The sequence below is a fragment of the Fulvivirga ligni genome (assembly GCF_021389935.1).
Taxonomy (GTDB): Bacteria; Bacteroidota; Bacteroidia; order Cytophagales; family Cyclobacteriaceae; genus Fulvivirga; species Fulvivirga ligni.
Genome location: NZ_CP089979.1, coordinates 3,368,246 through 3,394,788 on the forward strand (window position 1 = coordinate 3,368,246; position 26,543 = coordinate 3,394,788).

At 37.4% G+C, this 26,543-nt stretch carries 21 protein-coding genes; 15 read left to right on the plus strand and 6 right to left on the minus strand.

The window, feature by feature from the left end; all coding sequences use genetic code 11:
- Positions 1–8 precede the first annotated feature (8 nt).
- The 6 genes from LVD16_RS14365 (at position 9) to LVD16_RS14390 (ending at position 6,465) form a co-directional block, all read left to right on the plus strand.
- Positions 9–494, plus strand: coding sequence for a cupin domain-containing protein (locus tag LVD16_RS14365; RefSeq protein ID WP_233768958.1), 486 nt, complete (start codon positions 9–11; stop codon positions 492–494).
- Positions 495–694: 200 nt separating this feature from the next.
- Positions 695–2,965: a molybdopterin cofactor-binding domain-containing protein gene (locus LVD16_RS14370; RefSeq protein WP_233768959.1), complete on the plus strand. Its 2,271-nt coding sequence runs from the start codon at positions 695–697 to the stop codon at positions 2,963–2,965.
- A gap of 12 nt (positions 2,966–2,977) precedes the next feature.
- A complete protein-coding gene (locus LVD16_RS14375; RefSeq protein WP_233768960.1) occupies positions 2,978–3,802 on the plus strand; it encodes a helix-turn-helix domain-containing protein in 825 nt (274 codons plus the stop codon).
- A gap of 47 nt (positions 3,803–3,849) precedes the next feature.
- Positions 3,850–4,281: a putative quinol monooxygenase gene (locus LVD16_RS14380; RefSeq protein WP_233768961.1), complete on the plus strand. Its 432-nt coding sequence runs from the start codon at positions 3,850–3,852 to the stop codon at positions 4,279–4,281.
- Between the two features lie 226 nt (positions 4,282–4,507).
- Positions 4,508–5,446 carry a fascin domain-containing protein gene (locus tag LVD16_RS14385; protein ID WP_233768962.1) on the plus strand — a complete coding sequence of 313 codons (939 nt, stop codon included), beginning with the start codon at positions 4,508–4,510 and terminating at the stop codon, positions 5,444–5,446.
- A gap of 308 nt (positions 5,447–5,754) precedes the next feature.
- Positions 5,755–6,465, plus strand: coding sequence for a hypothetical protein (locus tag LVD16_RS14390; protein WP_233768963.1), 711 nt, complete (start codon positions 5,755–5,757; stop codon positions 6,463–6,465).
- 144 nt (positions 6,466–6,609) lie between these two features.
- Here LVD16_RS14390 and LVD16_RS14395 read toward each other — a convergent pair whose 3' ends face one another.
- Genes LVD16_RS14395 through LVD16_RS14415 form a run of 5 tightly spaced genes read right to left on the minus strand, consistent with a single transcriptional unit; the run spans position 6,610 to position 14,189 of the window.
- Positions 6,610–7,671: a heparan-alpha-glucosaminide N-acetyltransferase domain-containing protein gene (locus tag LVD16_RS14395; protein WP_233768964.1), complete on the minus strand. Its 1,062-nt coding sequence runs from the start codon at positions 7,669–7,671 to the stop codon at positions 6,610–6,612.
- A complete protein-coding gene (locus tag LVD16_RS14400; RefSeq protein ID WP_233768965.1) occupies positions 7,671–10,097 on the minus strand; it encodes a GNAT family N-acetyltransferase in 2,427 nt (808 codons plus the stop codon). Before LVD16_RS14400 ends, LVD16_RS14395 begins: the two co-directional genes overlap by 1 nt.
- Before the next feature lie 17 nt (positions 10,098–10,114).
- Complete coding sequence (locus LVD16_RS14405; protein ID WP_233768966.1) at positions 10,115–11,299, minus strand: MFS transporter; 1,185 nt, start codon at positions 11,297–11,299, stop codon at positions 10,115–10,117.
- Positions 11,300–11,302: 3 nt separating this feature from the next.
- On the minus strand, positions 11,303–12,625 hold the full coding sequence (locus tag LVD16_RS14410) for a lysine N(6)-hydroxylase/L-ornithine N(5)-oxygenase family protein (protein WP_233768967.1): 1,323 nt from the start codon (positions 12,623–12,625) through the stop codon (positions 11,303–11,305).
- 34 nt (positions 12,626–12,659) lie between these two features.
- Positions 12,660–14,189 carry a pyridoxal phosphate-dependent decarboxylase family protein gene (locus LVD16_RS14415; RefSeq protein ID WP_233768968.1) on the minus strand — a complete coding sequence of 510 codons (1,530 nt, stop codon included), beginning with the start codon at positions 14,187–14,189 and terminating at the stop codon, positions 12,660–12,662.
- A gap of 949 nt (positions 14,190–15,138) precedes the next feature.
- Here LVD16_RS14415 and LVD16_RS14420 point away from each other — a divergent pair.
- Genes LVD16_RS14420 through LVD16_RS14455 form a run of 8 tightly spaced genes read left to right on the plus strand, consistent with a single transcriptional unit; the run spans position 15,139 to position 23,491 of the window.
- Entirely contained in the window at positions 15,139–15,531 is a 393-nt protein-coding gene (locus tag LVD16_RS14420; RefSeq protein ID WP_233768969.1) for a response regulator, read from the plus strand.
- Positions 15,518–17,542, plus strand: coding sequence for a chemotaxis protein CheA (locus LVD16_RS14425; protein ID WP_233768970.1), 2,025 nt, complete (start codon positions 15,518–15,520; stop codon positions 17,540–17,542). The genes LVD16_RS14420 and LVD16_RS14425 overlap by 14 nt, the downstream gene beginning before the upstream one ends.
- A 22-nt stretch (positions 17,543–17,564) precedes the next feature.
- Positions 17,565–18,029, plus strand: a complete 465-nt coding sequence (locus LVD16_RS14430; RefSeq protein ID WP_233768971.1) for a chemotaxis protein CheW — start codon at positions 17,565–17,567, stop codon at positions 18,027–18,029.
- A 36-nt stretch (positions 18,030–18,065) separates the two neighbouring features.
- Positions 18,066–19,343 carry an alginate export family protein gene (locus LVD16_RS14435; RefSeq protein WP_233768972.1) on the plus strand — a complete coding sequence of 426 codons (1,278 nt, stop codon included), beginning with the start codon at positions 18,066–18,068 and terminating at the stop codon, positions 19,341–19,343.
- Between the two features lie 12 nt (positions 19,344–19,355).
- Positions 19,356–21,077, plus strand: a complete 1,722-nt coding sequence (locus tag LVD16_RS14440; protein ID WP_233768973.1) for a methyl-accepting chemotaxis protein — start codon at positions 19,356–19,358, stop codon at positions 21,075–21,077.
- 39 nt (positions 21,078–21,116) lie between these two features.
- Entirely contained in the window at positions 21,117–21,962 is an 846-nt protein-coding gene (locus LVD16_RS14445) for a CheR family methyltransferase (protein ID WP_233768974.1), read from the plus strand.
- A 10-nt stretch (positions 21,963–21,972) separates the two neighbouring features.
- Positions 21,973–22,440 (plus strand): chemotaxis protein CheD, encoded by a 468-nt coding sequence (locus LVD16_RS14450; protein WP_233768975.1) that lies wholly within the window; start codon positions 21,973–21,975, stop codon positions 22,438–22,440.
- On the plus strand, positions 22,424–23,491 hold the full coding sequence (locus LVD16_RS14455) for a protein-glutamate methylesterase/protein-glutamine glutaminase (protein WP_233768976.1): 1,068 nt from the start codon (positions 22,424–22,426) through the stop codon (positions 23,489–23,491). The genes LVD16_RS14450 and LVD16_RS14455 overlap by 17 nt, the downstream gene beginning before the upstream one ends.
- A 187-nt stretch (positions 23,492–23,678) precedes the next feature.
- On the opposite strand, the gene LVD16_RS14460 is transcribed toward LVD16_RS14455, so the two are convergent.
- Positions 23,679–23,939: a hypothetical protein gene (locus tag LVD16_RS14460; RefSeq protein ID WP_233768977.1), complete on the minus strand. Its 261-nt coding sequence runs from the start codon at positions 23,937–23,939 to the stop codon at positions 23,679–23,681.
- 248 nt (positions 23,940–24,187) lie between these two features.
- Between LVD16_RS14460 and LVD16_RS14465 the strand changes: the two genes are divergently transcribed.
- Positions 24,188–26,410 (plus strand): TonB-dependent receptor, encoded by a 2,223-nt coding sequence (locus LVD16_RS14465; protein ID WP_233768978.1) that lies wholly within the window; start codon positions 24,188–24,190, stop codon positions 26,408–26,410.
- Positions 26,411–26,543 lie beyond the last annotated feature (133 nt).

The following is a 26,543-nucleotide window of genomic DNA, read 5'->3' on the forward strand; positions in this document are numbered from 1 at the left end:
AACCAGTGATGAAATGTAAAACACGCATTAAAGAGTTATTGATCAGCATAATAGTTCTTTTGAGTCTCCTGTCCTGTGGAGAACCGGATGCTCAAAAGGAGCGGGCTAAGAGTATATTTCCTAAAGGTGAAAAAATCACAAGCGACCATTTCACTGGAGAGGTATGGTTACATATGTTTGTTAGAGATGACAGTACATTAAATGCAGCTGTTGGTAATGTTACCTTCGAGGCTGGAGCACGTACCAAGTGGCATTTGCATCGCGGTGGGCAGATTTTGATTATAACAGATGGCGTGGGCTGGTATCAGGAGAAGGGTTCCGCCAGGCGTGAGGTTCATGAAGGAGAAGTAATTACCTGTTTGCCAAACCTAGAGCATTGGCATGGAGCATCTAGTGAGCAATCTATGTCTCACATGGCCATGAGTATCAACACCGAGCGGGGAGAGGTGGTATGGGGTAAAGAGGTGTCTGAAGAAGAGTATATGGCTGATTGATGATTAAACTCTAAGTTAACCTCATTAGCAGATACGTTTAGCTAAGGAGGCCTGACCAGAGCATAAAGGTAATAATGGTAGTAATATCGGTAATCAGTATACCTGATTATATGCTATAAATTTCAATATTAGAGTCATTAATAATGATCATAAAATGATTAGCTTATTAAAGGCCTTTTAAAATTTAAACCTAACTTCTCATGACTGTACTAAAAACCAAAATAGGAAGACGTTCATTCCTGAAAACCTCCGCTGCAGCTGGAGGCGGATTGATGATTAGTTTTAGCTGGCTGGCTAGTTGCACCAGTGCTACTACGGAGTCGGAGGTACTTACCATGCCAGAAGAATGGTTTGAGCTCAACGCTTATCTAAAAATAGCAGAGAACGGCCTTGTAACCATTTTCTGTCCTAATCCTGAGTTTGGTCAAAATGTAATGACCTCTATGCCCATGATTGTGGCTGAAGAACTGGATATAGATTGGAAAAATGTGATGGTGGAGATGGCGGAATTTAATACAGCATTATACAACCGTCAGTTTACCGGAGGCAGTCAGGGGATACGCATGGCATGGAATCCATTAAGGATGGCTGGAGCTACTGCTAAGCACATGCTTAAGGAAGCTGCTGCACAAAAATGGAAAGTGCCATCAAATGAAATTACTACAGAACTTGGGCAGCTATCACATAAACCATCAGGGAAGTCCGAGAGCTATGGACAGCTTGCCATGGCGGCTTCAAAGCTCACACCGCCTGAAAAGGTAGAATTAAAAGACAATAGCAACTTTAAGATCATCGGTAGTTCCAGGAAAAATGTTGAAGGCAAAAAAATAGTGACCGGCTCAGAAATGTTTAGTCTTGATATCAAGAAGGAGGGAATGCTCATAGCTATGATTGTTCATCCACCGGCTTTTGGTATGAAGCTCAAGGCATTTGATCCCGAAAGCATTAAAGCTATGCCGGGCATTGTAGATGCATTTTCTTTCAAAACATATAATGATGATTATGCCTGTAATTTCTTTGATACCGATACTTTTCCTGAATTAGTGGCCATTGTAGGGTATAGCACCTGGCAGGTCATGAAGGCTAAGAGAGATATTCAGGTGGAGTGGGAGGAATTTGAAGAGCAGTCTTATTTCATGAATGGCAGAGATGAGAAAATCAAAATAAATGTACCCCCCGGTCTTGAAAATAGTCAGGAACATATGGCAGCCATGCTGCAAAAGTCTTCGAAGCCAGCTGCTTTGCTACGTAAAGATGGTGATCCTGAGAAGATTTTTAAGGAAGCATCTAAGGTGATAGAAAAGACCTATTCGGCACCATTTCTTGCTCATAATATGATGGAGCCTATAAATTGCGTGGCTGATGTAACTGCTACGAAAGCAGTAATTACGGCCCCTACTCAGGCCCCAGGGTTTATTGAAGGGGCCATTGCAGATCGGTTGGGAATGACTATGGAGCAGGTAGATATTGTAATGACTCGCATGGGTGGAGGTTTTGGCCGCAGGGCTTACTGCCATTACATGGTAGAGGCAGCAGTTATTTCTCAAAAAGTAGCGAAACCTATAAAGTTGATTTATACCAGGGAAGATGACATGACCTTCGGAATTTATCGCCCAGCCTATATGGCAACTTACCGGGCAGCGTTGGATGAAGATAATAATCTCATAGCCTATCATGTAAAAGCTGGTGGTATTCCTGAAAGCCCCCTTGGAAGAGGTGCTGCTAATCGCTTTCCCGCAGGGGCGGTAGATCACTACCTGGCAGAGGAGTGGTCTATTGAATCAAATATTACCATTGGAGCATTCAGGGCACCCCGCTCCAACTTTTTGGGCGGAGTAGAACAGTCATTTTTGGATGAAGTAGCGGAATTAGCGGGCAAAGATCCTATTCAGTTCAGACTTGATCTACTGAAAAAGGCAAAAGCTAACCCTGTAGGTGAGCAAAATGATTATGATGCTGATAGATATGCAGGAGTATTAGAACTTGTGAGAGATAAATCAGGTTGGAAAAATGCAGATACTGACCTACATCGAGGGGTGGCCGCATATTTTTGTCATAATAGTTATGCCGCCCATGTAGTGGATATGAAGATGGATAACGGAACTCCTCGTGTAGAGAAGGTCACCAGTGCTATTGATTGTGGGGTAGTTATTAATCCTGATGCAGCCGCTAACATGGTTGAGGGTGCTGTGGTGGATGGCATCGGAAATGCCTTTTTTGGAGAGATGACTTTTACGAATGGAGTGCCCGACAAATCTAATTTTGGTGATTATCAGATGATAAGAATGAATGATTCACCAAAAGAAATTGATGTACATTTTGTGAATAATAACATCGATCCTACAGGCTTGGGAGAGCCACCATTTCCTCCCATATTTGGTGCGCTGGCTAATGCATTGTACCAAGCCACTAACAGAAGGCATTATAATCAACCATTTTTAGGAAAAGACTGGGTTAACCTGGATAGATAAGCCATAATATTGATGGGTGATTTCTCTGTTTCTGAAATAGGTCCTTATAATGAGGAGGTCAATGTTGATAAACCTGCTAAGCAAAGTGGATCTTACAAAGTGCTGGTCTTACAGGGCGCGGGAAGCATTCATTATGCCGATAGAGTAATGAAGGTGCCTGGGCAGGTGCTTATTTTTTCTAACCCATTGGCACCTTATGATGAGTGTCATTTTGAGAGGGCTCAAAATGGATATTCTGCTACCTTTAATAATGAATTTTTTTATGAATACGGGAGCCTGAATAAGTACCCTGTTTTTCAACCCATGGGTAATCATGTATTTGAATTGAGTAAAGATCAGTTAGACTGGGTGATAAGCAGGTTTCTTAAAATGAATGATGAGATTCAAGGATCCTACGAGTTTAAGTATGATATATTAAAAATTCTAATTCAGGAGCTAATCCATTTTGCCATGAAGCTCAAGCCTGTTCAGATTGCTCATGAGCCGGGCAACGGAGCAGATAGGATCATGGCTATGTTTACGGAATTGCTTGCCCAGCAGTTTCCATTACATCATGCCAAACCAAGAATAGAGCTGAGGCGGGCTTCTGACTTTGCTGAGAGACTGAACATACATCCTAATCATCTAAATCGTGCTTTGAAGAAAACAACAAATAAGACTACTACACAGCTGATCAGTGAACGAATTTTGATGGAAGCCAGGGTGCTTATAAAGCAAACATCCTGGAACGTAGCCGAAATTGCCTTTGCTTTGGGCTTTGAAGAACCTACCCATTTTAATAACTTTTTCAAAAAGCATATGAATACCTCGCCTTTGTTGTATAGAAGGTGTTATTAAGTATGTAAGAGAGAGGGCTTTATTAAAGTTTATTAATAATTTAGGTTATGTTTAATTTAAAAACTGTCAATAAATTTAAAGGAATAATAATCCTACTGGTCTGTTGTTCTTGTGGTCCAACCAAGAGCGATCAGCCGGTAAATCTTAAAGATCAAATGGTGAGAATAGCTGAAATAGAAATTGATTCAGCTTATTTTGAGGATTACATTTCCATTCTGAAAGAAGAATCTGAGGCATCCTATCGTCTGGAAGATGGTGTTATCTGTATATACCCCATGTACATCAAAAATGAACCTACGGCTATAAGATTATTAGAAATATATGCTAACAGAGAAGCATATGAGTCGCACTTGAAAACAGAGCATTTTTTAAAATACAAAACTTCTACTCAAAAGATGGTCAAATCATTGAAACTGATAGATATGGAGCCCATTGATCTGAAGGAAATGCCTCACCTCTTTGTTAAATTAAATAAATAATGATTCTGCTATACTCAATAAAATGGCTAAATACTATTGAGATTAACTTTTGTTAGTATAGCCTCTATTGGAAGCTGATTGTAGGCGTAAACAGATGTAGGCGTGGTACAAAGTGCTTCATAATAGAATGTGATCTACTTTCATTCTTAAAATAATCAACAGCTAAAAGCGTTTTTTAAAATAGGGTGACTAAACAGTGACCTTGTTCAACATAAACCTATTTAGTATGATTAAAAACTTGTTAAATCACACCATCTATGTGTGTTGGTTAGCATTATTATGCAGTTGTAATACTAACCATTCAGAACTACAACCCGAATATCCGGGGGAAGGCGGTATACAGGCCTCAAAGATAAGTCCAAATCATTTTAGAATATCAGCCAACGATATCATTAGCTTGAAAGGTAGCAATGGATTATTTGTAAGTGGTGAAAATGGGACCGGCGCCATGTATTGTGACCGTGAGTTTGCCAATGACTGGGAGAAATTTACCATAATTGATCAGGCGAATGGTCTGGTAGCACTGAAAAGCATGGGCAAATATCTATCTTCTGAAAATGGCCAGCAATCTATGAAGTGCGATCGCAATAGTATTCAAGGGTGGGAACTGTTTACCATCATTGAAAATGCAGATGGCACTATTTCTTTACAAGGTAGTAATGGTAAATATGTATCGTCTGGCAATGGACAAAACCCGATGATGTGTGACCGTGACATAATACAGGCTTGGGAAAAATTTACTGTTGTTAATCACAACGGCAATCCAGATGATAATGATGGTTGGAATCTGGCTAATCTAACTCATTACACTTCTTATCCTGATCCAGGAAGTGATGAATGTATTTATTATAATGGATGTCAATGGGCAGGCTATTTTGCCTTTATTGATGGTAAAATGACTGAAGCGTGGGTAATGAATCATAACATTATAGCTATTCATTCGAAAGATGCTGACCAGTATAAGTTAAAGACTTTTAGGCTAAGGCAGGGAAATCATCAGATTGACGCAATGGTATATGATATGTGTGCAGATTCAGATTGCAATGGCTGCTGTACTCAAAACTCCAGTGAAACAGGGTTTTTAATAGATATAGAAAAATACACCATGGAGAGGTTTGGTTCAGGCAGCGGTATAGTAGAATGGCAGTGTCTGGATTGCGACTAAATGTTGTAACTTAATTCTTCAAACACCTATATGAACCAAATAATTTCAAAAGAAGGCCTAACTAAAATGTAGGCCTTCTTGATAATTAACGGTTTCGTTACATTGGATCATAACGAGAATGCAAATTTACAAATTTTGTTATGTATAAGACGTTTGAGACATAATGGTGCTGGATAGATTGAATTATGGTAACGACTAAAACATCATTCTAAATTAAGGCATCAAGTCTCTAATTGATGTTTTACTTTATAATTTGACACCCTTTACATCCTTCATTTACCTAAGTTGGCCCGCAAATAAAGTTTATTATGATGAGTCAACTAAATTTTACCAAGACCTCCTTATTGCTCTTTTATTGCTGCATGCTATTCTTACTTTTTAGTCATTGTTCAGAGCAAAATCATGAAGAGCCAAACGATGGTGATATCGTATTTGAAAACTTGGATAAATTAGAAACGGATACATTGTTCCTGAAATTTGTAAATCAATTGGTCACTAATGCTGAAAATATCAATGATTATATTGGAGCCTACGAGCTTTCTGAAAGAGAATCATCTCTTTCGGAAGATGAGAAACTTGAATTGGCACTTGCTTTAGGCTATGGTTCAATAGAAACAATGAATGATTCTGAGCAAGAATTATGGGACAGCTGGATTAACATTGTTGAGAGATTTGGACTGATAACTCAGGAAAGGGAACTTGCAAGCCAAATCTTTTCGGAGCTGATTTTAGAAATTAAAACTAACAATAACAACTCTGGTAAGATTTTACGTCCGGACCGAGAAGAATATTGTTCTGATCAAAGTAACAGGTGCTATCAAAACCTTTTTAATAGGGCTATCATTACTGCGGATGAACTTTGTGAATATATCCCTAATCTTGGAATCGTCTCTTGCATTCCTATTCCTCCAGATAACATCTTTCCCGAATGGGAAAGGCTGGGACTCGTGGGGTGTGATTTTCAATATGATTGCTGTATTATTGGCTACGATTCTAATGATTGTATGCGAATGTTTTAAAGATTTTTCTTATTAATATTATCGATTTCTTCAGATAAAATTGAGTAGAATAATTCATTATGTTTAGCTGTTCTGGAAATTAACCAGCACTTATGATTCTCATGAACTATTTAATAGATCACGCATAATTCTTACGAAATCTGATTATTTATTCCTGATCCATCCTAATATGAAATTGACACTTAAAGTTGCCAGAATCATTATAGGCATTATGAATGCGATTTGAAGTGAAGATTTATCTTTATAGCCAAATATCATGGTACCCCAAAACACCAGTGTCCACTGAATGACGTATAGCGAGGTCACATTTCTACTGCAATAATATACAAGATAGACAAAGTAGTTATCTCCCATATATTTTAAAAGGACATGTATCACCCAAAGTACAATTAAATTTAATCCTAAAAGATAAAATGCACCTCCCGGCCCCAAATGAAAGAAATCACCAAAATGATAGGTAAAATTATAATAACATAATGCACCCCCCACCACTAGGAAGATAAGTCCATATTGCAACATTTTCTTGAACAGTAAGTCTTGATCATTTTGCATTTCTTTATAATAACGACCGAGAAACATACCAGCAAACATAAACGACATCCAGGGAAACACCGGAAAATAAACATGCCAGGCATCACTAAAAAATAATTCACATAGGTAATGTAACACAGGGATATCAGTAGAAACGCCGGATAGAAAACGAGAAGGAAGGGCTATGAATAGAGCTATCACTAATAAAATGTACTTATTTTTCACGTACCGGTTAGCACATCCCATAAAAAACAGCGCAACGCCGGCTAATTGTAGAATATCTCCAATAGTAGCCAGCCAAATGAGCTTATCTAAACTTAGCGGTCTGGCCCAACCGTAGTCTTGAAGGAAGCCTTCTGGCATGGTGTGAAACAGCTCTAGTGGCACTATAAATTTCAAAACATTCATTAGATATCCTACACCTAATATAACAAGGCCTCTTTGCATGGAACCTGCCACGCTCTGTCTGCTGGAAAGAACAAATGAAACTCCCATAGATACTAAAAACATAGCTGTTCCCTTACCTATAAAGTGAATGACATGTCCTAGTGAAGAATCTCGCTGAGTTTCAATACTTCCGTAAACCCATAATGTGTGTACCAGTATCATCACCAGTACACTCATCCCTCGACCAAAGTCTATGGCTAAAATTCTTTTATTTTGAAGTGCCTCCATTACACTTTGCCCTCCATCACCACCTTCCTAAATGCAGCAACAGGGTTTTTGAGCTTTCCGAAAAACTGCAAAGCTGCCGCAGGATCGGCCAGATTCACCATTTGCTTATTGTTTTTAAGCTGTAGCCGATTAAGACAAGACCTATCGAACTCTTCAGTAAAGAGATCATATTTCAAAAACTTCTTTTCATATTGAGGCCATTCTTGCTGATACTCACAAATCACTACTGCTACTGTATTCCAAAATGTATCCTCGACACATACTTCCTGTTCTTCCAGTATGGCACTTAAAAATCTAAAGAAGCAATCAAATATGTCGGTGAATATTGAGAGTAAACGGATATTTTCTGGCACGTCGGCAAATATTCTCTTCACCTCACCACTGAGCGCCACCTCGCTACTCAAGACCTGCATCTCCTCCGTTATATCTTTCATAATAGCTTTTACAGGGACATTATTTTCTATGACCAGGATAAGGTTTTCTCCATGTGGCATAAACACCGTATCATACTTATAAAAACAATGAAGTAAAGGTTTCATATAACATTTTAGATAGCTCTGTAACCATTCCTCTACTGATAGATCCGAGGCATTAATTAATTCTGCCGCCAATGACCGGTTGTCTTCATCCACATGTAGTAATGCTGCCATGGTCATGAGTGTCTGTCCGGAAACCAGCTCAGATGATGGACTCTCTCTCCACAAAGCAGAAAGCATCTTATTATAAGCGTTGGTCCTACCTAGTTCTTCAAAATAAAAGTTTCTATATCCGATAGTAGCTACCTCACCTAACATTTCAAACCCCTGTTCTTTAAGATATTGATCCTTACCCAAGGTGTCATTTACCCACTCAGTGATGGCCGGGGTTCCTTTCATATAATATGGAGATAAGCCGCGCATAAATCCCATATTCAATATAGAAAGCGATGTCTTTACATAGAATTTGGTAGGCTCTGAAATATTATATAATGTTCTGATGGACTGTTGAGCTAAATATTGATCACCTCCCTTTCCCAGGTAAATCAATCTTTTATTGGCGATGTCAGGAGAGAATATACTTGCCAATTTGTTAAACCATTGCCATGGGTGCACTGGTATGAAGTAATACTCATCGGCGTTAACGTCTAAAGAATTTAGCTTATCATTAAATTGATTCAATACCTCATCTCCAAGCTCAGTGGCAAGTAAATCATTGTATGTCAGATCGCTAATATGAGAAAAATTAGTCTGTTCCTTATGACCAGCCAGCCATATTAACTGAAAGCTTGTATCAGCTTCAGGAGCATATTTTTTATAATCAACTGTATCAAATCCAATGCGACCATTATTAGCCACAAAACAAGGATGACCGGCGGTCATAGCATGCTCTATCTGCTGGTATGATGCATGAATCAACTCTTCCACCGGAGTAGTTTTGGTGTGTCGCATATAAGCACTACCGTAGAGCGTGCTGGCAATCTCTTCCAGATAGGTAGGCAACATTTCAGCTGGGATACCCAATGTGTTTTTAAAATCCAGAATGAATGACAATCCATCTAACGGAGCTGTTTCATCATTAACTTTTTTGGTGATGCTCGTTTCATCTATGGACCAATGATCTAAAGCCAGCTTTCTTGCTCTGAAATAATAGATTGTTCCAGGCTTGTCGGAGCTTAGTGCGTAGTGATCATATCCATTGTTGCCTTTTTCAAACCGTTTTGGCTGCAAAATCAACTCATGTGTAAACTCACCAATAGCTTTTCTTATAAAGATTGAGTTAGCTTTTGACCAGTTCCTGGTATTCAGATGAGTCACGGCTTTGGCGGGGTCAGTAGCTGTAGCCACTGATCCATCTAAGTCATTTTCACTTCGCGCAATATTGTAATTTGCTCTTGTGCAGAAAGCCAAGTGGGCTGTTTTGTGAGGCAAGTCTAAAGGCTTATCATATTGAAACCCGGCTTTTTTATTGAGTACATGAATTTTCTCATTTCTAATATCAGGCTCTACTACAATTCTACTCACTTCTTCATCAGAGAATATAAAATCCATAATAGTAGTAAATACATGCCAGGTGAAATGAGCAATTTTCTTCTTTGGAGGAGCAATCAGTATATGCATACCAGCATCACCGCGTTGAACATCATAGTATTTACCTATCACATCGCGAAGAGGATCATACCACTCTAGCAGAAAGATTGGAGCATTATTATAATATGCCATAAACACTTGCGTATGATCATTAACAATATCCTGGTAAGCAGATTTAACCTGATCTAAAGAAGTATTCTGCATACCCCAGTATTTTGCGTAATCTTGGTTTACCCACTGGTGGATGTACTTTGACTCACTTTCTACATCAAAGGTGTATAATTCAAATACACCAATACCATTGATATGCTTTCTGAAAGCAGGCTTTCTATTATTGTTAGGATGAATTATAAAAGACATATTCGAAATTTTAGTTTTTATTGATTGGAAATTGAAGGCTTCCCTGCCCATTTCCATGAACTTTTAAAGACCAGAAAATACAATATAAGTGTGATTAAGAAGCCAGTTCCAGCTATCCAGAATGGAATGACTAATCCGTATCTATCGACCATTACCCCTACACCAAATGAGGTAATTAGCACACCCAAATTCTGAAAGAAATGTATCTTGCTGTAATCTGTGGCATAGGCTTTTGGGGTACTTAATTCAAATAACAAGACATCAAATTTTATTACGGCATGATATATGGCCCATCCGTAAATTAGCCTACCTACTATAACTACCCATTCTACCTGAGATCCTTGTAACACTAAGCCGGCAATACCCAGCATAATGGAAGGAATTATAGCGTTCATACCATTTTTAGATAATATTTTTTTGTGATCAAGCCACAGTGCCAGCAGAGCTATCAAGGCTGGCAAAGCATATATTGAGCCTGATACCACCTTGCTATCATAAATGGATATTGATTCCCAGTAAACAGAGAAAAACGGCCTAATCATATAAGCACTACCATATAGAATCATTGTTATGAGGCCTAACTTTAAAATGAAACCGTTTGGAACCAATGGTCTTGATTCGGTCGGTTCGTCTGGGAGCTTGTAATTGGTATCATACTTAGCACTTTTTATCAAATAAAAGCTAACGGCCATTTGAATAAAATCACCGGCGGCCATAATTAGAAAGATAAACCTAGGGTTAAACGAGTCTACCGCAATACCGCCCAAAATAGCGCCCAGAATGCTCCCAAAATGCACCATCACTGAAAGTAGGCCTACGGTACTGGCATGGTCCTCTTTTTGCACCAAACTCATTACGTACGGATAGATAAGCAAATAACTTCCCTTAAATACGATCATGGCCAAAGACACTATCCAAAACAAGGTTAGAGAATGAATATAAAAACAGTAAACACACAGTAAACCAGCCGCCAGTTGAGTATAGACCAGTAATTTGAGCTCCGCTACTCGCTTAGCAACATATGCCCATAAAGGAAATGCCACCATAACTGTAAAGCACATTGCTGCTATGTAGTAACCCACATGTTTTGGGTCCGACACTCCAAATGTCTCTTCAAAAAACTGAGGAAAGAAAGGGTGAAGCATAGAATCACTTACCACTGCCAGCATAGTCATACCTATAAGAAAGATCCTAAGACTCATAAGCTATACCAATTCAATATTTTGAATTATCGCTTGTGGTGCATCAAACTGCTGAAAAGCAATACTTCTTTCTATAGGGTAATGCTCCCTGCCTGTCATTTCTTTAATGATATATGAATTTCTATAACAGGCCATGCCTAAATCTGGCGTAACAAATCCATGCGTATGGAGCTCAGCATTTTGCACAAAAACATCTCTACCGTCATGATCAATAGTATAATTCCTATTCACATCATATCTGCCTTTTTCATCCCATTTTATCCTATTCTCAATTCCTTTTATAAATTCTGGCTGCCTGTATTTATAACCAGTGGCCAAAACCAGACCTTCCGTTTCATGAGTAAATGCCCTCTCTTGCTCATGCTGATAGAGGTCTAACTGAAATTTACCAGTGACTCCATCAAATTCCGCATTCACTAACTCAGAGTTAGTTCTTAAACCCACCTCAACATCACCCAATAATTTTTTAGTATAAAGAAGGTCAAAGATGTCGGCGATCAATGAGCTGTTAATACCTTTATACAGGTGCTTTTGATTATTGATCAACTGATCTCTCTTTTCTGGCTTTAATCCGTAGAAATAGTCCACATATTCAGGAGAAGTCATTTCCAGGGTGAGTTTGCTATATTCTAAAGGAAAGAACCTGGGCGATCTGGTTATCCAGTTAAGCTCATAGCCATAATGATCTATTCCTTGCAACAAATCATAAAAAATTTCTGCTGCACTTTGCCCACTGCCCAACACAGTGATTGACTTCTTCTTTTGCAATTCACTTTTAGAGCTCAAGTATTGAGAAGAATGAACGGCTTTATTTTTCAGCTCTGTACAGCAACCCGGTACATAAGGGGCGGTTCCTGTGCCCAGTACCAGCCGAAGTGCTTTAAATAGAGCTCGCTTACCAGTCTGAGTATTTTTAGTTTCAACCAGATAGAATGACTGGTCTTTATCATATGAAATATGCTTTACTTCACTTTTAAAATGAATGTTTTGCAACTGCTGAATCACCCACTGGCAGTATTTATTATACTCATGCCTAAGCACCAAAAAGTTTTCCCTTATATAGAATGAATATATCCTACCTTGTTTTTTCAAATAATTAAGAAAGCTAAATGGGCTGGTGGGGTCAGCCAGAGTTACAAGATCTGCCATAAATGGAATTTGTAAGGTAGTATCTTGCAGCATCATGCCAGGATGCCAGTTAAAACTATCGGATTTATCAAAAAAAATTCCGTCCAATTCATCCACTGTAGAGGTAAGGCAAGCCAGGCCAAGATTAAATGGCCCTACGCCTACACCTACAAAGTCATATATTTTATCACTATTCATGATTGATCCTTTAATTATGTTAGGGTTTTTCGCGTTAATTGTTTCTGAAGTATTCTTCACCATGTTTCTGTATAATATCAGCAATCTCTTCCAGGTCTTTGAGTTCTGTTAATGGATTCAGCAAAGTAAATTTCAAATAAACCTGCCCCTTCACCTTAGTGCTGGCTATCAAGGCTTTACCTTCATTAAACATGGCTTTTCTTATGTGAGCATTCACGCTGCACAAATCTATCCTGGTGCCAGGAATTGGATTATATCTAAATACAATAGCGCTTATTTCCGGTTGATTCAGAACTTCAAATTTTCCTCGCTCTCGAAGCATAAGAGCCGTTTGCTGGGCCAGGTAAATGATATCATCAATGTATTGACCAAGCTTTTTTCGACCCATCATACGCAGAGTCATCCATAGCTTCAGGGCATCGAATCTACGGGTGGTCTGTATTGATTTCTTAACCATATTGGGCAAGCCTTCTTCCTCCTGCTCTTTTGAGTTAAGGTAATCAGCATGGTATTTTATATAATCTACATGGGTTTTGTTTCTCATAAAAAAACCACTGGAGCTCACAGGTTGGAAGAAGGTTTTATGGTAATCTATTGTGGCAGAATCAGAAAGCTCAATTCCTTTCAGCTTATAGCAGTGCTTATCACTAAGTACTAACCCTCCTCCATATGCAGCATCTACATGAAACCATAGGTTATAAGTTTCTGCTACCTCTGCAATATCTGACAATGGATCAATAGAACTAAAATCTGTAGTTCCGGCCGTGCCTACTATAGCAATAGGAATATTACCTGAAAGCCGCTCTTTCTCAATGGCATGGATGAGTGTATGCGTATCCATTTGATAATACTCATTAACGGGCACAGACACTATAGATTTTTGCCCTAACCCAAGCAACGCTGCATTTTTCTTCAGACTAAAGTGGCTCACTTCCGAACAAAAGATGCGAAACCTGGTAGCTTCAGGTGGCAAGCCGTCCACCTTCGGATCTATCTTATAGCGCTGATGAATGAAATGGTCTCTTGCCAACAGTAATCCCATCATATTTGATTGAGTACCTCCGCTGGTGAATATTCCGTCACTATCAACGGGATATCCTATCTTGTTCAGTGTCCAGTCTATGAGTTTTAGCTCAATGAAAGTGCCTCCAGCACTTTGATCCCAAGTATCCATGGAAGTATTTATCGAACTGATAATGACCTCAGCGGCCAAGGCAGGAGTAAGAATGGGACAATTTAAATGTGCTACATACTTACGATTATGAAATGAAATAGCATCATTTAGGTAAAGCTCTTTCAGCTCATCCAAAACCTCATGTAAAGTGGCGCCGTAACCAGTATCGTCTATAAATATTTTAGAAAACCGAACTTTTACTTCCTCCAGAGAAGCTCCGCTAAAAGGTTCATTACGATTTTCAAGATGCTCCACTATAGCATTTACCGCCTGGTTCATGCTCTTCTGATAGTAAGCTTTGTTTTCAGGAAGCTCGCTAAATATGTACTTGTATAATTGATCTTTAGTAAGCCCATCTAGTAGTTGATGAGCATAGCTCTTCTGCAGCATATTCTTGAGTTTAGGTTATATCAAACATTATTTAGAATAAATCTAAATAGATTGCTAAATTATGTTGAGGCATGGTACTGCACAATCGCCAATTATAGTGACTCAATAATTAGTATTAGTGAGTAGATCGATTGGTAAATAGATCATGAAAGTTAGGGTATTTATCTTATCACCTTAGTGGGCAGACGATTAATGCTGAAAGGGAATATTATTACTGACCATTTAACATCACTATTACTAGTGAAAGGCATAAAGAAAATAAAATTTGAGAATTAGAATGTAATGGTGAGAGATTGGCTAATAAAATAAGAAGCCCACTAGGGTGGGCTCCAAATTTTACAAAGTGAGATACAACGCGATTATGTTATCTCAAGATCAAATTAAAAGAGAAAATAAGAATTTTTTAAATGAATATTTCTTTTTTATTGCTCTGAGTTATTAGTTATAAGGTGTTTTTTAAACATTATTTTAAATCCTTCATAGGATTGAGGTTGTATATAAAACACGCTATTATTATCATATTTAGATTCATGCACAACATATCCTGTCAGCATGAAAATTAATTATGATCCTAACCTGATTCAAATAGTTTCAATTTATCAATCAAATGCCTGGAGTTCTTTTTTGAATAATAGATTTTCATGTATCAGCTAGATCAACTAATAGGTATTTTAAAAGATTTTCATGTATCAGCTAGATCAACTAATAGGTATTTTAAAAGATTTAAATGTATATAAATTATTTAGTCAATTACAATTCAATATTTAAATTGTCTCATTATAAGAATTAAGTATCATATTTACGGTTATTCTTAAATAAGTAAAATTTTCCCTATATGGGAATGCTGTAATACTTAATTGAATTATAAAAATCTGATATTCAGTACTTTATAAATTAGGTCTATCACTTGTATTGTTCGAATTATCAATATATTCAAATCAATACAACCATGCACACCATTTTAGTAGTTGACGATTTCGCTAGTATCAGGAAAGTAATAGCCGATAATTTAAAGAAATATGGCTTTGAAACACTTGAAGCTGGCGATGGAGAGGAAGCGCTAGAAATACTAAGAGAAGCTAAAACCAAAATTGACTTGGTCTTAACTGACTATAATATGCCATATATGGATGGTTTTGGTCTTTTAAAGGCTATCAAGGGTGATGAGGACCTGAAAAATTATCCTGTGGTACTTCTCACCTCCGAAAAGGCGAACGATAAAAAGTTGATGGCAAAAGAGGCGGGGTTAAACGCCTGGATAGAAAAGCCTTACAAGATCGACAGCTTTATCAATATTATAAAGTACACTATTGAGAAAAATAATAAGGATGTCGGAATATGATCAGATGTTTAAGGAAGAGGGGCATGAACAGCTAGAAATCGCTGAACAAGCCTTATTATCCTACGAAGCCAACCCTGATGTCAACTTTATAGAAGAGGCATTTAGGGCCTTACACACCTTCAAGGGTGGAGCGCATATATTTTCTTTAACCCATCTCGGAGATTTTGCTCATATGATTGAATCAGTACTGGATGGTATGAGGCAAAACCTTTTCGATAGAGAGTTAAAGATCACAGATAAATTGCTCATCTATATTGATCATTTAAAGAAAATGATGGACGATCCGGAACTTAATAAAAAAGATCTGCTGGCTAAGAATCAGGTTTTATTAAGAGAAATTGAAAGCATAGCATCAAAGGTGTCGGATTCAATTAAAAATACTGATCAAAGCAAAGAGAGAGCCATGTTAGAGGCTTTTATTGAAGAGGAGAATCAAGAGAACGTAAGTACTTATTATTTGTCAATTACCCCTGTTGCGGAAATTGATTTGTCCTCAGGGCACCCTGCAATAAACATCATAGAAGATATTCAGGAATTGGGACAAGAAAAATTACAAGTTGATTATGTAGATGTTGATAATCAAGTAATTAAGCATTGGGACCTTTATTTGGCCTGTCAGTCCACAAAAGAAGATTTAGAGTCGCAGTTCATGTTTATTGAAGATGAGCTTGTGCTTAATATTCATAAAGTTGCCAATTTCAATCTATTTAAAGAATTAGGATTTGACGAATTGTTGTGTGCGCTGAATAAAATTCCGGCCGTAGAAAAACTTAACGAATTGTCAGCCTACGTGATGTCCCTTAAAGAATCTTTAGTGACAACTGAGGATAATACTAATTCAGGGAATAACGGTCAGCCTAATAGCACCATTCGAGTGTCTACAGACAAAATAGATGCTTTAATGAACCTGGTCAGTGAATTAGTGACAGATCAAGGCAGTCTTAAAAGACTTTCAAAACAATTTGAAGACCCATATTTTGAGGGGGTGGTGGAAAACATTGAACGTCATATTCGTCAGTTGAGGGATGTTGCTTTTGATATGAGTTTAGTACCCATTGATAGACTTACTGGTAAATTTAGGAGGCTCGTTAGAGATTGTTCATTGTCTGTTGGTAAAGATATTGATTTTCACGTCAGTGGGGAAAATACCGAATTAGATAAAATATTTATAGATAAGCTCTCCGATCCAATAGTTCATATTCTACGCAATTGTGTAGATCATGGTATAGAATCAGCAGATGAGCGACGTGCTATGGGTAAGGACGAAAAGGGACGAATTACATTAGATACATTTTATTCTGGGGCTTATGTGCATATAGAAATTAGTGACGACGGAAGAGGTATAAATGAAGATCAGGTAAGGAAAAAAGCAATTCAATCTGGACTGGTAACTGCTGATAGCATTTTATCAAGAGAAATGGTTTTATCCTTAATTTTTGAACCGGGATTTTCGACGGCTCAAAAGGTAACACATGTCTCTGGAAGAGGTGTTGGTATGGACGTGGTAAAAAAGAATATTGAGTCTATCCATGGTGAAGTTATCGTTAAATCGGAAGCAGGTAAAGGCACCAAGTTTACTATAAAGGTGCCTTTGACGCTGTCAATTATAGATGGACTTTTAATCAAGGCGGATCATTTATCCTTTGTAATACCCATCGTGGATATAGATAAGTGCTATGAAATTAAGTCAGAATCCTTGCTCGATAATTTTGATAATTTATTAATGCTTGATGGTGAGGCAATTCCATTCGTAGGTTTACGGTCAGAGCTTGCGCTAAACACCATGCAAATTCCCGATTGTAGCAATATTATCACAGTCAAATGTAGAAATAAAAAGGTAGCAATAATTGCTGATTCGATAATAGACAAGGTACAAGCCGTTATCAAGCCCATAAGTAGCTATTATAAGGAGCAAGAATTTGTGGCTGGTGCTACAATATTGGGAGATGGAGTGGTAGCTCTGGTTTTAGATGTCAATAAGCTCGTAGCACAAAAGACGAAAAACAAATAGTATGAACTCTGAAATTGAAAGAATGAAAAAATCGTATTTAACCTTTAAACTTTCGGATAAGACATTTGCTCTAGAAATTGAGAATGTTATTGAAATTATAGAAGTTCCTCAGATTACTATTATCCCCAAGGCTCCGGAGCACATGAGAGGTGTGGTCAATCTTAGAGGGCAGGTCCTACCACTTATCGATACGTCAATAAAATTTGGATTGCCAGCCATCAAAATGGATATCAATACCTGTATTATAGTAATGGACATCCCATCATTAGATAAAACTGTGCGATTTGGGGCCATGGTGAACCAGGTATTAGATGTCTTGGAAAAGGGAGAGGAACATGTTCATGAATCACCTTCCCTGGAAGCAAATTATAATCTCGAATTTGTAAAAGGTATTATCAAAAGTGATGAGGATTTTATTGTTGTCCTTGATATACATAAAACCTTTTCTACTGATGAGGTGCGTTTATTAAAAAACGTGGGAGATTAATCTTTTAGATATTTTTTTAACTATAACCCAATGCTTATGAAGCTATTTTTATTGTCATGTTTTATCCTTTTAGGCTTTGTATCAATAGGATATTCACAATTTACTGTTAATGCAAATTTTAGAGCTAGGTCGGAATATAGAGACGGAGCCCGTATTCTATTGGATGATAACACCAACCCTGCCTTAGTTTCTTCTCAAAGAACACGTCTTATCACCAGTTATAACGATGCACAATTTGAAATTCAGGTTTCATTTCAGAACGCCAGAATTTGGGGGGCTGATGATGAAAGAGCCAATGTTCCCAATATAAATCTTGCGGAAGGTTGGGTTAAGTACTATTTCAGCGAAAATCAAGAAGGTTTTTCTATGAAAATCGGTAGGCAACACCTCGTTCTAGATGATGGAAGGATATTCGGAATGAGAAATTGGAACGATATAGCGGTTTCGCATGATTTAGCGCTTTTACAATGGCATAAAAAGGGATGGGACATTCAGCTAGCTGCTGGTTATAATAATGATGCCAATAAGTTTCAGGAAAGTGCTTATAATGTTAACTATTATAAATACCTAGCTTTATTATGGGTGAATAAGACATTAAGTAAACAGATTTCAGTATCTGTTTTGAATGCTGTAGATGGTAATGAAAATCCTGACAACTTTCAAAGCGTTTATCCACGATACACCTCTGGAGTATACCTTAATCAAGGTGATAAAGAATCTGATTTTAAGGCACAGGGCTCCTTCTATTATCAATATGGCAAAGCTCCGTCCGGCTTGGATACGCGAGCATATATGTTCTCCATTATTCCTACCTATCAAGTGTCTGAGAAAGTTAAGCTAGCTGCTGGAGTGAATTTTTTTAGCGGTAATGATCAACTCAGTGGCGAGCAAGTCAATCGTTCTTTTAATAAGCTCTTTGGAGATGGGCATAGATACTATGGATATATGGACTATTTCCTAAACATCGAGAGCAATACTCAAGGTATTGGAGTAAGAAATACATTCTGTAGTATCTTCTATACATTATCTACAAAAACAGAAGCGGAACTTTCATATCATAATTTCGCCTTTGGAGGCAGCTTTCTAGATCCGGAAACTCTGCAGGAAGCTGATGCCCAGCTAGGTAATGAAATAGACTTTCAATTAAAGCACAAAATTAATGATTATCTAAGTACCAGGTTTTCCTATGCCACCATGTTTGCAACTTCATCTATGGAATTGATAAAAGGTGGTGATCATCATAGATATCAGCAATGGATAGCAGTAATGCTTATTGCTAAGCCAAAATTATTCTCATCAGTTAAAAAAGATTAAAATACTTCGCATATGAAAATGACAAAACTTACTACCAATCAGCGAATAATAGGAATATTTACCTTTGTATTAATGATATCTGTGGCAGGAGCTGTGTATAATTCTCTGCAAACACAAAAATTGAAGTTGGAAATAGATAAAATTTATAATGACAACCTACTAAGCATTGATTATCTAATTGAGGCAGATAGAGATGCATATCAATCGAGTATAGCTTTGGCACATGCTCTATCTCTAGGCATAGATGGAGAATCCGAACAATATAATTCAACTCAAACTGAGATTAGAGAAAATCTTGATCAGGTACATGAGAGGTATACGAATTTCTTTGAAGTTTCTGCATTTACCAAACTTGAAAAATTCAATAAATATGACAGTTATGATAAATCTTTTAGAGAAAATCATAGCAAATTAGGGGTTATTACAGATAAAATTCTTAGCCTACTTAAAACTGGAAATATAGAAGAAGCTAAGTCAATTTATTATGATGAATATATGAAAACGTTTGAGCCGATGCGATCTGCTATGGATAAATATACCGAATTGAGTTTAGCTTCAGCAGAAGAAGCATATCAAGCCAGTATTCATTTAAGTGAAGGTATATTCAGAAACTCTATGATAGTGGTAGTGTTAATTATTGTCTTTATCATAGCGGGAGGGTTTTATCTTAAAAACAGCATATCTAAGCCTCTAAATGAAGCCATGACTATAGTAGATAAAATCGCTGAAGGAGACTTGAGAATGAAGATTGACCGAGAAAAATACAATAAGAAGGACCCAATAGGATTTTTATTACTGAAAATGGATGATATGATCATGAGTCAGCGTAATGTGATACAGGTTGTAATTGATGGTGCAGAATATATAAACAAAGCCAGTGTAGAATTAAGAGAGTCAGCTGGTCAGCTTTCCCAAGGAGCATCTTTGCAAGCTAGTTCGGTAGAGGAAGTTTCAGCTTCCATGGAGCAAATGGCATCTAATATTATGCAAAACACTGATAATGCCAAAGAGACCGAACAAATTGCTTTAAGTTCTAACAAACAAGTAGGTAAATCCAATGAAGCTGTTCTAGCGACAGTAGAGTCAATGAATACCATTGTTAGGAAGAATTCTATCATAGGTGAAATTGCGAGACAAACAAATTTATTGGCGCTGAATGCAGCGGTAGAAGCCGCACGAGCGGGTGATCATGGTAAAGGCTTCGCAGTAGTGGCTGCTGAAATCAGGAAATTGGCTGAAGGTTGTCAGAATGCGGCAAAGGAAATTGACGATATTTCGAACAGCAGTGAAAAGGTAGCCCGAACTGCTGGAGACATGCTGAGCAAGTTGGTGCCGGAGATTGAAAAAACAAGTAACCTGGTGGCTGAAATAAGTGCTGCTAGCCTTGAGCAGAATGATGGTGCAAACCAAATCAATGAAGCGATTCAACAGTTAAATTCTGTGGTACAGCAGAATGCGGCCAGTGCAGAGCAATTAGCTTCAAATTCTGAAGAATTAAATAATCAATCTTATACATTAAGAAGTGCTATCTCTTTCTTCAAATTGGAGAGCGACGATAACAATAACGGGCTAACTAAAAATACTATCAATAAAATTCAGTCGAACAACAGCCGAATTGTTAATGTCAAAACAAGTTCTGATGGTATTAAAACAAAGACCGAAACATCTCAAGGTTATAACTTAGTACTCGAAGACCCACATGATGATCTTGATAAAGATTTCGAAAAATATTAAACATTTGATATTAGTTTTTTTGCAGGTTGAGATGGAATTATGAAACTAGGAAATACCATAGCGCTCAGAGATTTAGACTTTCAAAAGCTTAGTAATTATATATATGAGCGCTATGGTATAAACTTACCAATATCAAAAAAGACTTTATTAGAGAGTAGACTTCAGAAGCATATTCTAAGTTTAGGCATGACTTCTTTCAAGCAATATATTCAAAATATATGTACCGAAGATGAAAGTCCTGATGTGATAAAAATGGTAAATCTGGTATCTACTAACAAAACACATTTCTTTAGGGAGCCGGAACATTTTTCATTTATTCAAAATACCGTTCTCCCAGAACTTGCTGATGAAAAATCTAGAAATATTAGAATCTGGAGTTCAGCATCTTCAACGGGTGAAGAGGTATATAGTGTAGCTATGACCGTTGAGCAATTTAGTGACAAGAACGGAGTCAATCTTGCCTATACGCTTTTGGGCTCCGATATATCGACAGATGTTCTTAAAGTGGCAAGGACAGGAATTTATGATGAAGGCTCCATTCAGGACTTACCGATTGAAGAAAGAAGAAAGTTTTTTTTAAAAAGTAAAGATTCAAATGTAAAAAAGGTGAGGATCAATAAAAAACTCAGAGATAGGGTTTTATTTAAACGTTTTAATCTTATACAAGATAAATATCCTGCAGCTGAGAGTTTTGATATAATTTTTTGCAGGAATGTATTAATATATTTTGATAGGCAGACTCAGGTGAAAGTGATTAGAAACCTTACAAAATGCCTAAAAATTGGAGGTTATTTATTTTTAGGACATTCGGAGTCTCTCATGGGTATTGATTTGCCCTTAAAGCAAAGAATTCATACTGCTTATCAGAAGGTTTCAATGTATTAGTACATTTTATATGATTAAAAGTGTTTTCTTACAACCAGGGCAATTGCATGTTTCTACATGTAATACTAAAATTATAACGATTTTGGGCACATGTGTTGCAGTTTGTTTGATGGATCCTGTTTTGAAAATAGGAGGAATGAATCATTACATGTTGCCAAGATGGAATGATAAATCTCTAAATAAGTTAAATTATGGGAATTCTGCTATTCAAGCACTAATTGATAAGATGATTGGTAATGGAGCTCACAAAGAACGTATTGTAGCAGGAATTTTCGGTGGCTTTGATACTCACACTTCTGTTTTTAATATAGGACAACAAAATGCTTTAATTGCATTGGAAATTTTAAAAGCTGCTAATATAAAGATAGTGAGTAAAAATACAGGGGGGAAACATGGTCGAAAGCTAAATTTCTATACATTTAATCAAAGTATACTTGTTGAACGTTTTAAAATGAACTGTTTTGGGAAAGAAAATTAGTGTACTTATAGTGGATGATTCTGCGTTAGTCAGGAAGCTTCTTACAGATATATTAAGCTCTGATCCAGAAATAGAAGTAATTGGTACCGCAAGCGACCCTTATCTTGCTGCACAAAAAATAAAAACTCGAATTCCAGATGTTATTACTTTAGATGTAGAAATGCCTAGAATGGATGGGCTTACATTTTTAAAAGCAATAATGGCTCAGAAGCCAATTCCGGTTGTAATTTTATCAAGTCTAACGGAAAAAGGAAGTTTAACGGCTTTAAAAGCCTTGGAACTTGGAGCGTTAGATGTGGTCCAGAAACCTACAATGACCGCTCTCCGTAACGTTGATGATCACCTCAGAAATTATCTTATTGATTTGATTAAGACCAACGTAAATACCACTGCCATCAACAAAAAAAAATATGCTTTTCAAAAGGAGAACCCAAAGAAATTTGCTGGGATATTAAAACAAACTGGAAGCATGATTAAAACCACTGAGAAGGTAGTTGTAATAGGAGCCTCTACTGGAGGCACTGAGGCCATTAAAGAAATATTAACACAACTACCTTATGACTCACCCGCTATTGTTATAGTTCAGCATATGCCAGAAGCTTATACTAAGGCGTTTGCGGAAAGGCTTAATCAACTCTGCGAGATTAATGTAAGGGAAGCAAGAGATGGAGATTCGCTAACCAGAGGCCAAGCTTTGATAGCACCTGGAAATTATCACACCTATATTTGTCGAAGTGGAGCTAAATATTTTGTGCAAGTTAAAATGGGAGAAAGAGTAAATAGGCATCGGCCCAGCGTAGATGTATTGTTTAATTCTGCGGTGAAATTTATAGGTAAGAACTGTGTTGGGGTATTACTTACAGGAATGGGAAAAGATGGTGCTATGGGCTTATTATCTTTAAAGGAGGTGGGAGCCTTCACAATAGCTCAAGATCAAGATACTTCTGTAGTGTTTGGAATGCCTAAAGAGGCTATTAAACTCTCTGCTGCTCATGTTGTAGAACCCTTAGATAATATCCCGAAGGTAATAATTGCAAATAGTGGACATTAAAATTGGTTCAAACTTTTATTTTTAGAAGTTCTGTTAATTCATTAGCAAAAAATAATTATTTCAAAACTCAATGCTACACTAAGCATTTATTTATAATCTTGTACTTCTCTATCTTTATTTTAAAACCTTCCCAGGTCTGCAGGTGGATATAGAATGAGCTGTTATGATCATAACTAGATTCATCCAGTCAATAACTAAAGAAATATCCCAATAGAACACATATACGTTCTATACCTAGTGCCCTCAGTTTAACTATGATTTGAAATTCATTTAAGTCAAGGTCTATATCCATTTTCATGAAGATTAGATCTGGAGGATCAGATTTTTCCAGTAATTTGAGATAGCCAAATAGTTCCACACTATTATTAAAGCTATTTAGATCATATCCTGTTCCAAGGAATTTGTAATAGCTATAATTGAAAAGCTGGAACTCTTTCGAATTGATCACTTATAAATATGCATTTCATGAGAATGTGCAATCAATCTACAAAATGATTAAACGAAAAACCTATTTTACAGTTTTATGGTAAAAGTTTAAGTTAAATTTTCAACTATTATGCGATTCTTTTATAATAGCGGTTTTATTAAATTTTTACCGACCACTCAAACAACCATACCCCAGATCATCAATATTTTCTCACGCACCAATCTTTGATTACCTACCTTCGCTGGCGATTCAAAACTTCTCAATCTATCATGTTGCGCAAACTTATATTGTCCTTTTTTCTCATTAATTTTTCCCTTATTAGCTATGCTCAAAAGATTACCGGTATGGTATTGGATGAATCTAATAGAGCTGTAGAAGAGGCTTATATTCTTAATGAAAGAACAGGTAATCATACTCATGCAGAGCATTTTGGGCAATTTTTCATGGTAAATACCATGAAGGGCGATACACTTCAGGTCAGGCACATCGGTTATGAGCCTGCATCGTTTGTGGTAAATGATCTAAACCAGGATTATCGTATCACCCTTAAAGAAAAAGTGATTTCCTTAGATGAAATCATGGTTTCACCAGAGCTGGATGCGATTAATGTGCTTACGGATATCAATATCAAAACTAGTCCTGTAAATACTTCCCAAGAGCTTTTGCGTCAGGTTCCCGGTCTGGTGATCGGCCAGCATGCTGGAGGGGGTAAGGCGGAGCAAATTTTTCTCAGAGGCTTTGATATTGATCACGGTACGGACATTAGCATCTCCGTGGATGGTATGCCAGTTAATATGGTCTCTCATGCTCATGGCCAGGGCTATGCAGACTTACATTTTCTCATCCCTGAAACCATTGACAATATTAACTTTGGTAAGGGACCTTACTACGCAGACCAGGGCGATTTTACCACTACAGGCTATGTTGGATTTAAAACGAAGGATAAACTCAATAACAGTTTGATCAAACTTGAAGCAGGTCAGTACAATACACAACGTTTTCTGGGTATGTTTCAGGTAGTCGATAAAGATGATCAGTCGGCCTACTTAGCTGCAGATTATAACCTAACTGATGGCCCCTTTGATAGTCCTCAAAATTTCAGTCGATTGAACTTGATGGCTAAGTATAGTGGCAAGGTGTCTGATATGGATAAAATCAGCCTGTCAGCCTCTCATTTTACCAGTTCCTGGGATGCTTCAGGTCAGGTGCCACAACGGGCAATTGATAACGGCACCATTTCCAGGTTCGGAGCTATTGATGATACGGAGGGAGGTAAGACAAGCCGTACTAATCTGATTTTCAATTATATAAAAGGTATTGATGAAAACACTTTTGTAAAGAGCACAGCCTTTTATGCTAATTATGAATTTGAGCTATTTTCAAATTTCACCTTTTTTCTCAATGATCCTGAAAACGGTGATCAGATACATCAAAAAGAGCAACGAGATCTGTTTGGCTTAAAGAGTGAGTTAAATAAATCCTTGAAAATAGGCTTTAATGATGCGCTTTTCCAATTTGGCGCAGGTTTTAGAAATGACCAGAGTCATGATAATGAGCTTTCTCATACCCTAAACCGCACCGTTACGTTGGATACACTGGCTTTAGGTGATATCGATCAGACTAATATGTTTAGTTATGTCAATCTTAGTTATAACGTGGGTAAATGGGTGATTAACCCATCGGTTCGGTTTGACTATTTTAAATTCAATTATTATGATAAGACCTTGCCAATATATCAAACACAAGCTGAAAATGAGGGAATTGTCAGTCCAAAGTTGAATGTGTTATACAATCCCTCCAGGGAGCTGCAGTTATACCTCAAAACAGGCAAAGGCTTTCATTCTAACGATACACGTGTAGTAGTGGCTCAAAATGGTAAGGAGATTTTACCCGCAGCATGGGGTTCTGACTTAGGTATGATTTGGAAACCAACCCCTAAATTATTTATAAATGCAGCTTATTGGTACCTATTCCTGGAGCAGGAGTTTGTTTATGTAGGTGACGAAGCCGTGGTAGAACCTAGCGGAAGAACCCGCAGACAAGGAGTTGACTTCAGCTTTAGATATCAGCCCGTATCATGGTTATACTGGAATACAGATGTAAATTACACCCTGGCAAGGTCGGCTGACGACCCTGAAGGGGAAAATTATATACCGCTAGCGCCTGATTTTACCATTATGAGTGGACTGAGCGTTATTCATCCATCCGGCATATACGGAGGAGCTCACCTAAGACATATTGATCACAGACCCGCCAATGAAGATAATTCTATCGTGGCTAAAGGCTACACAGTGGTTGATCTTAACCTTGGCTATCAATGGAAAAACTTCGATCTCGGCATCAACATACAAAACCTCTTCAATGTAGACTGGAACGAGACTCAGTTCGCCACAGAATCACGATTGCCGAACGAAACAGAGCCAGTAGAAGAAATTCATTTCACCCCAGGATCCCCATTCTGGCTGAAAGCTTCCATCGGCTACAAGTTTTAGATATCCATTAAATGACTTCTTGATCAACATGGCCACAAGCCAATTAATTCATTGTATTTCATCCGATTGTTTTAATGGTAAATAGAATATCATTAATTTTTCTGAAAAAATAGAAGTCTTTGATCTGACAATG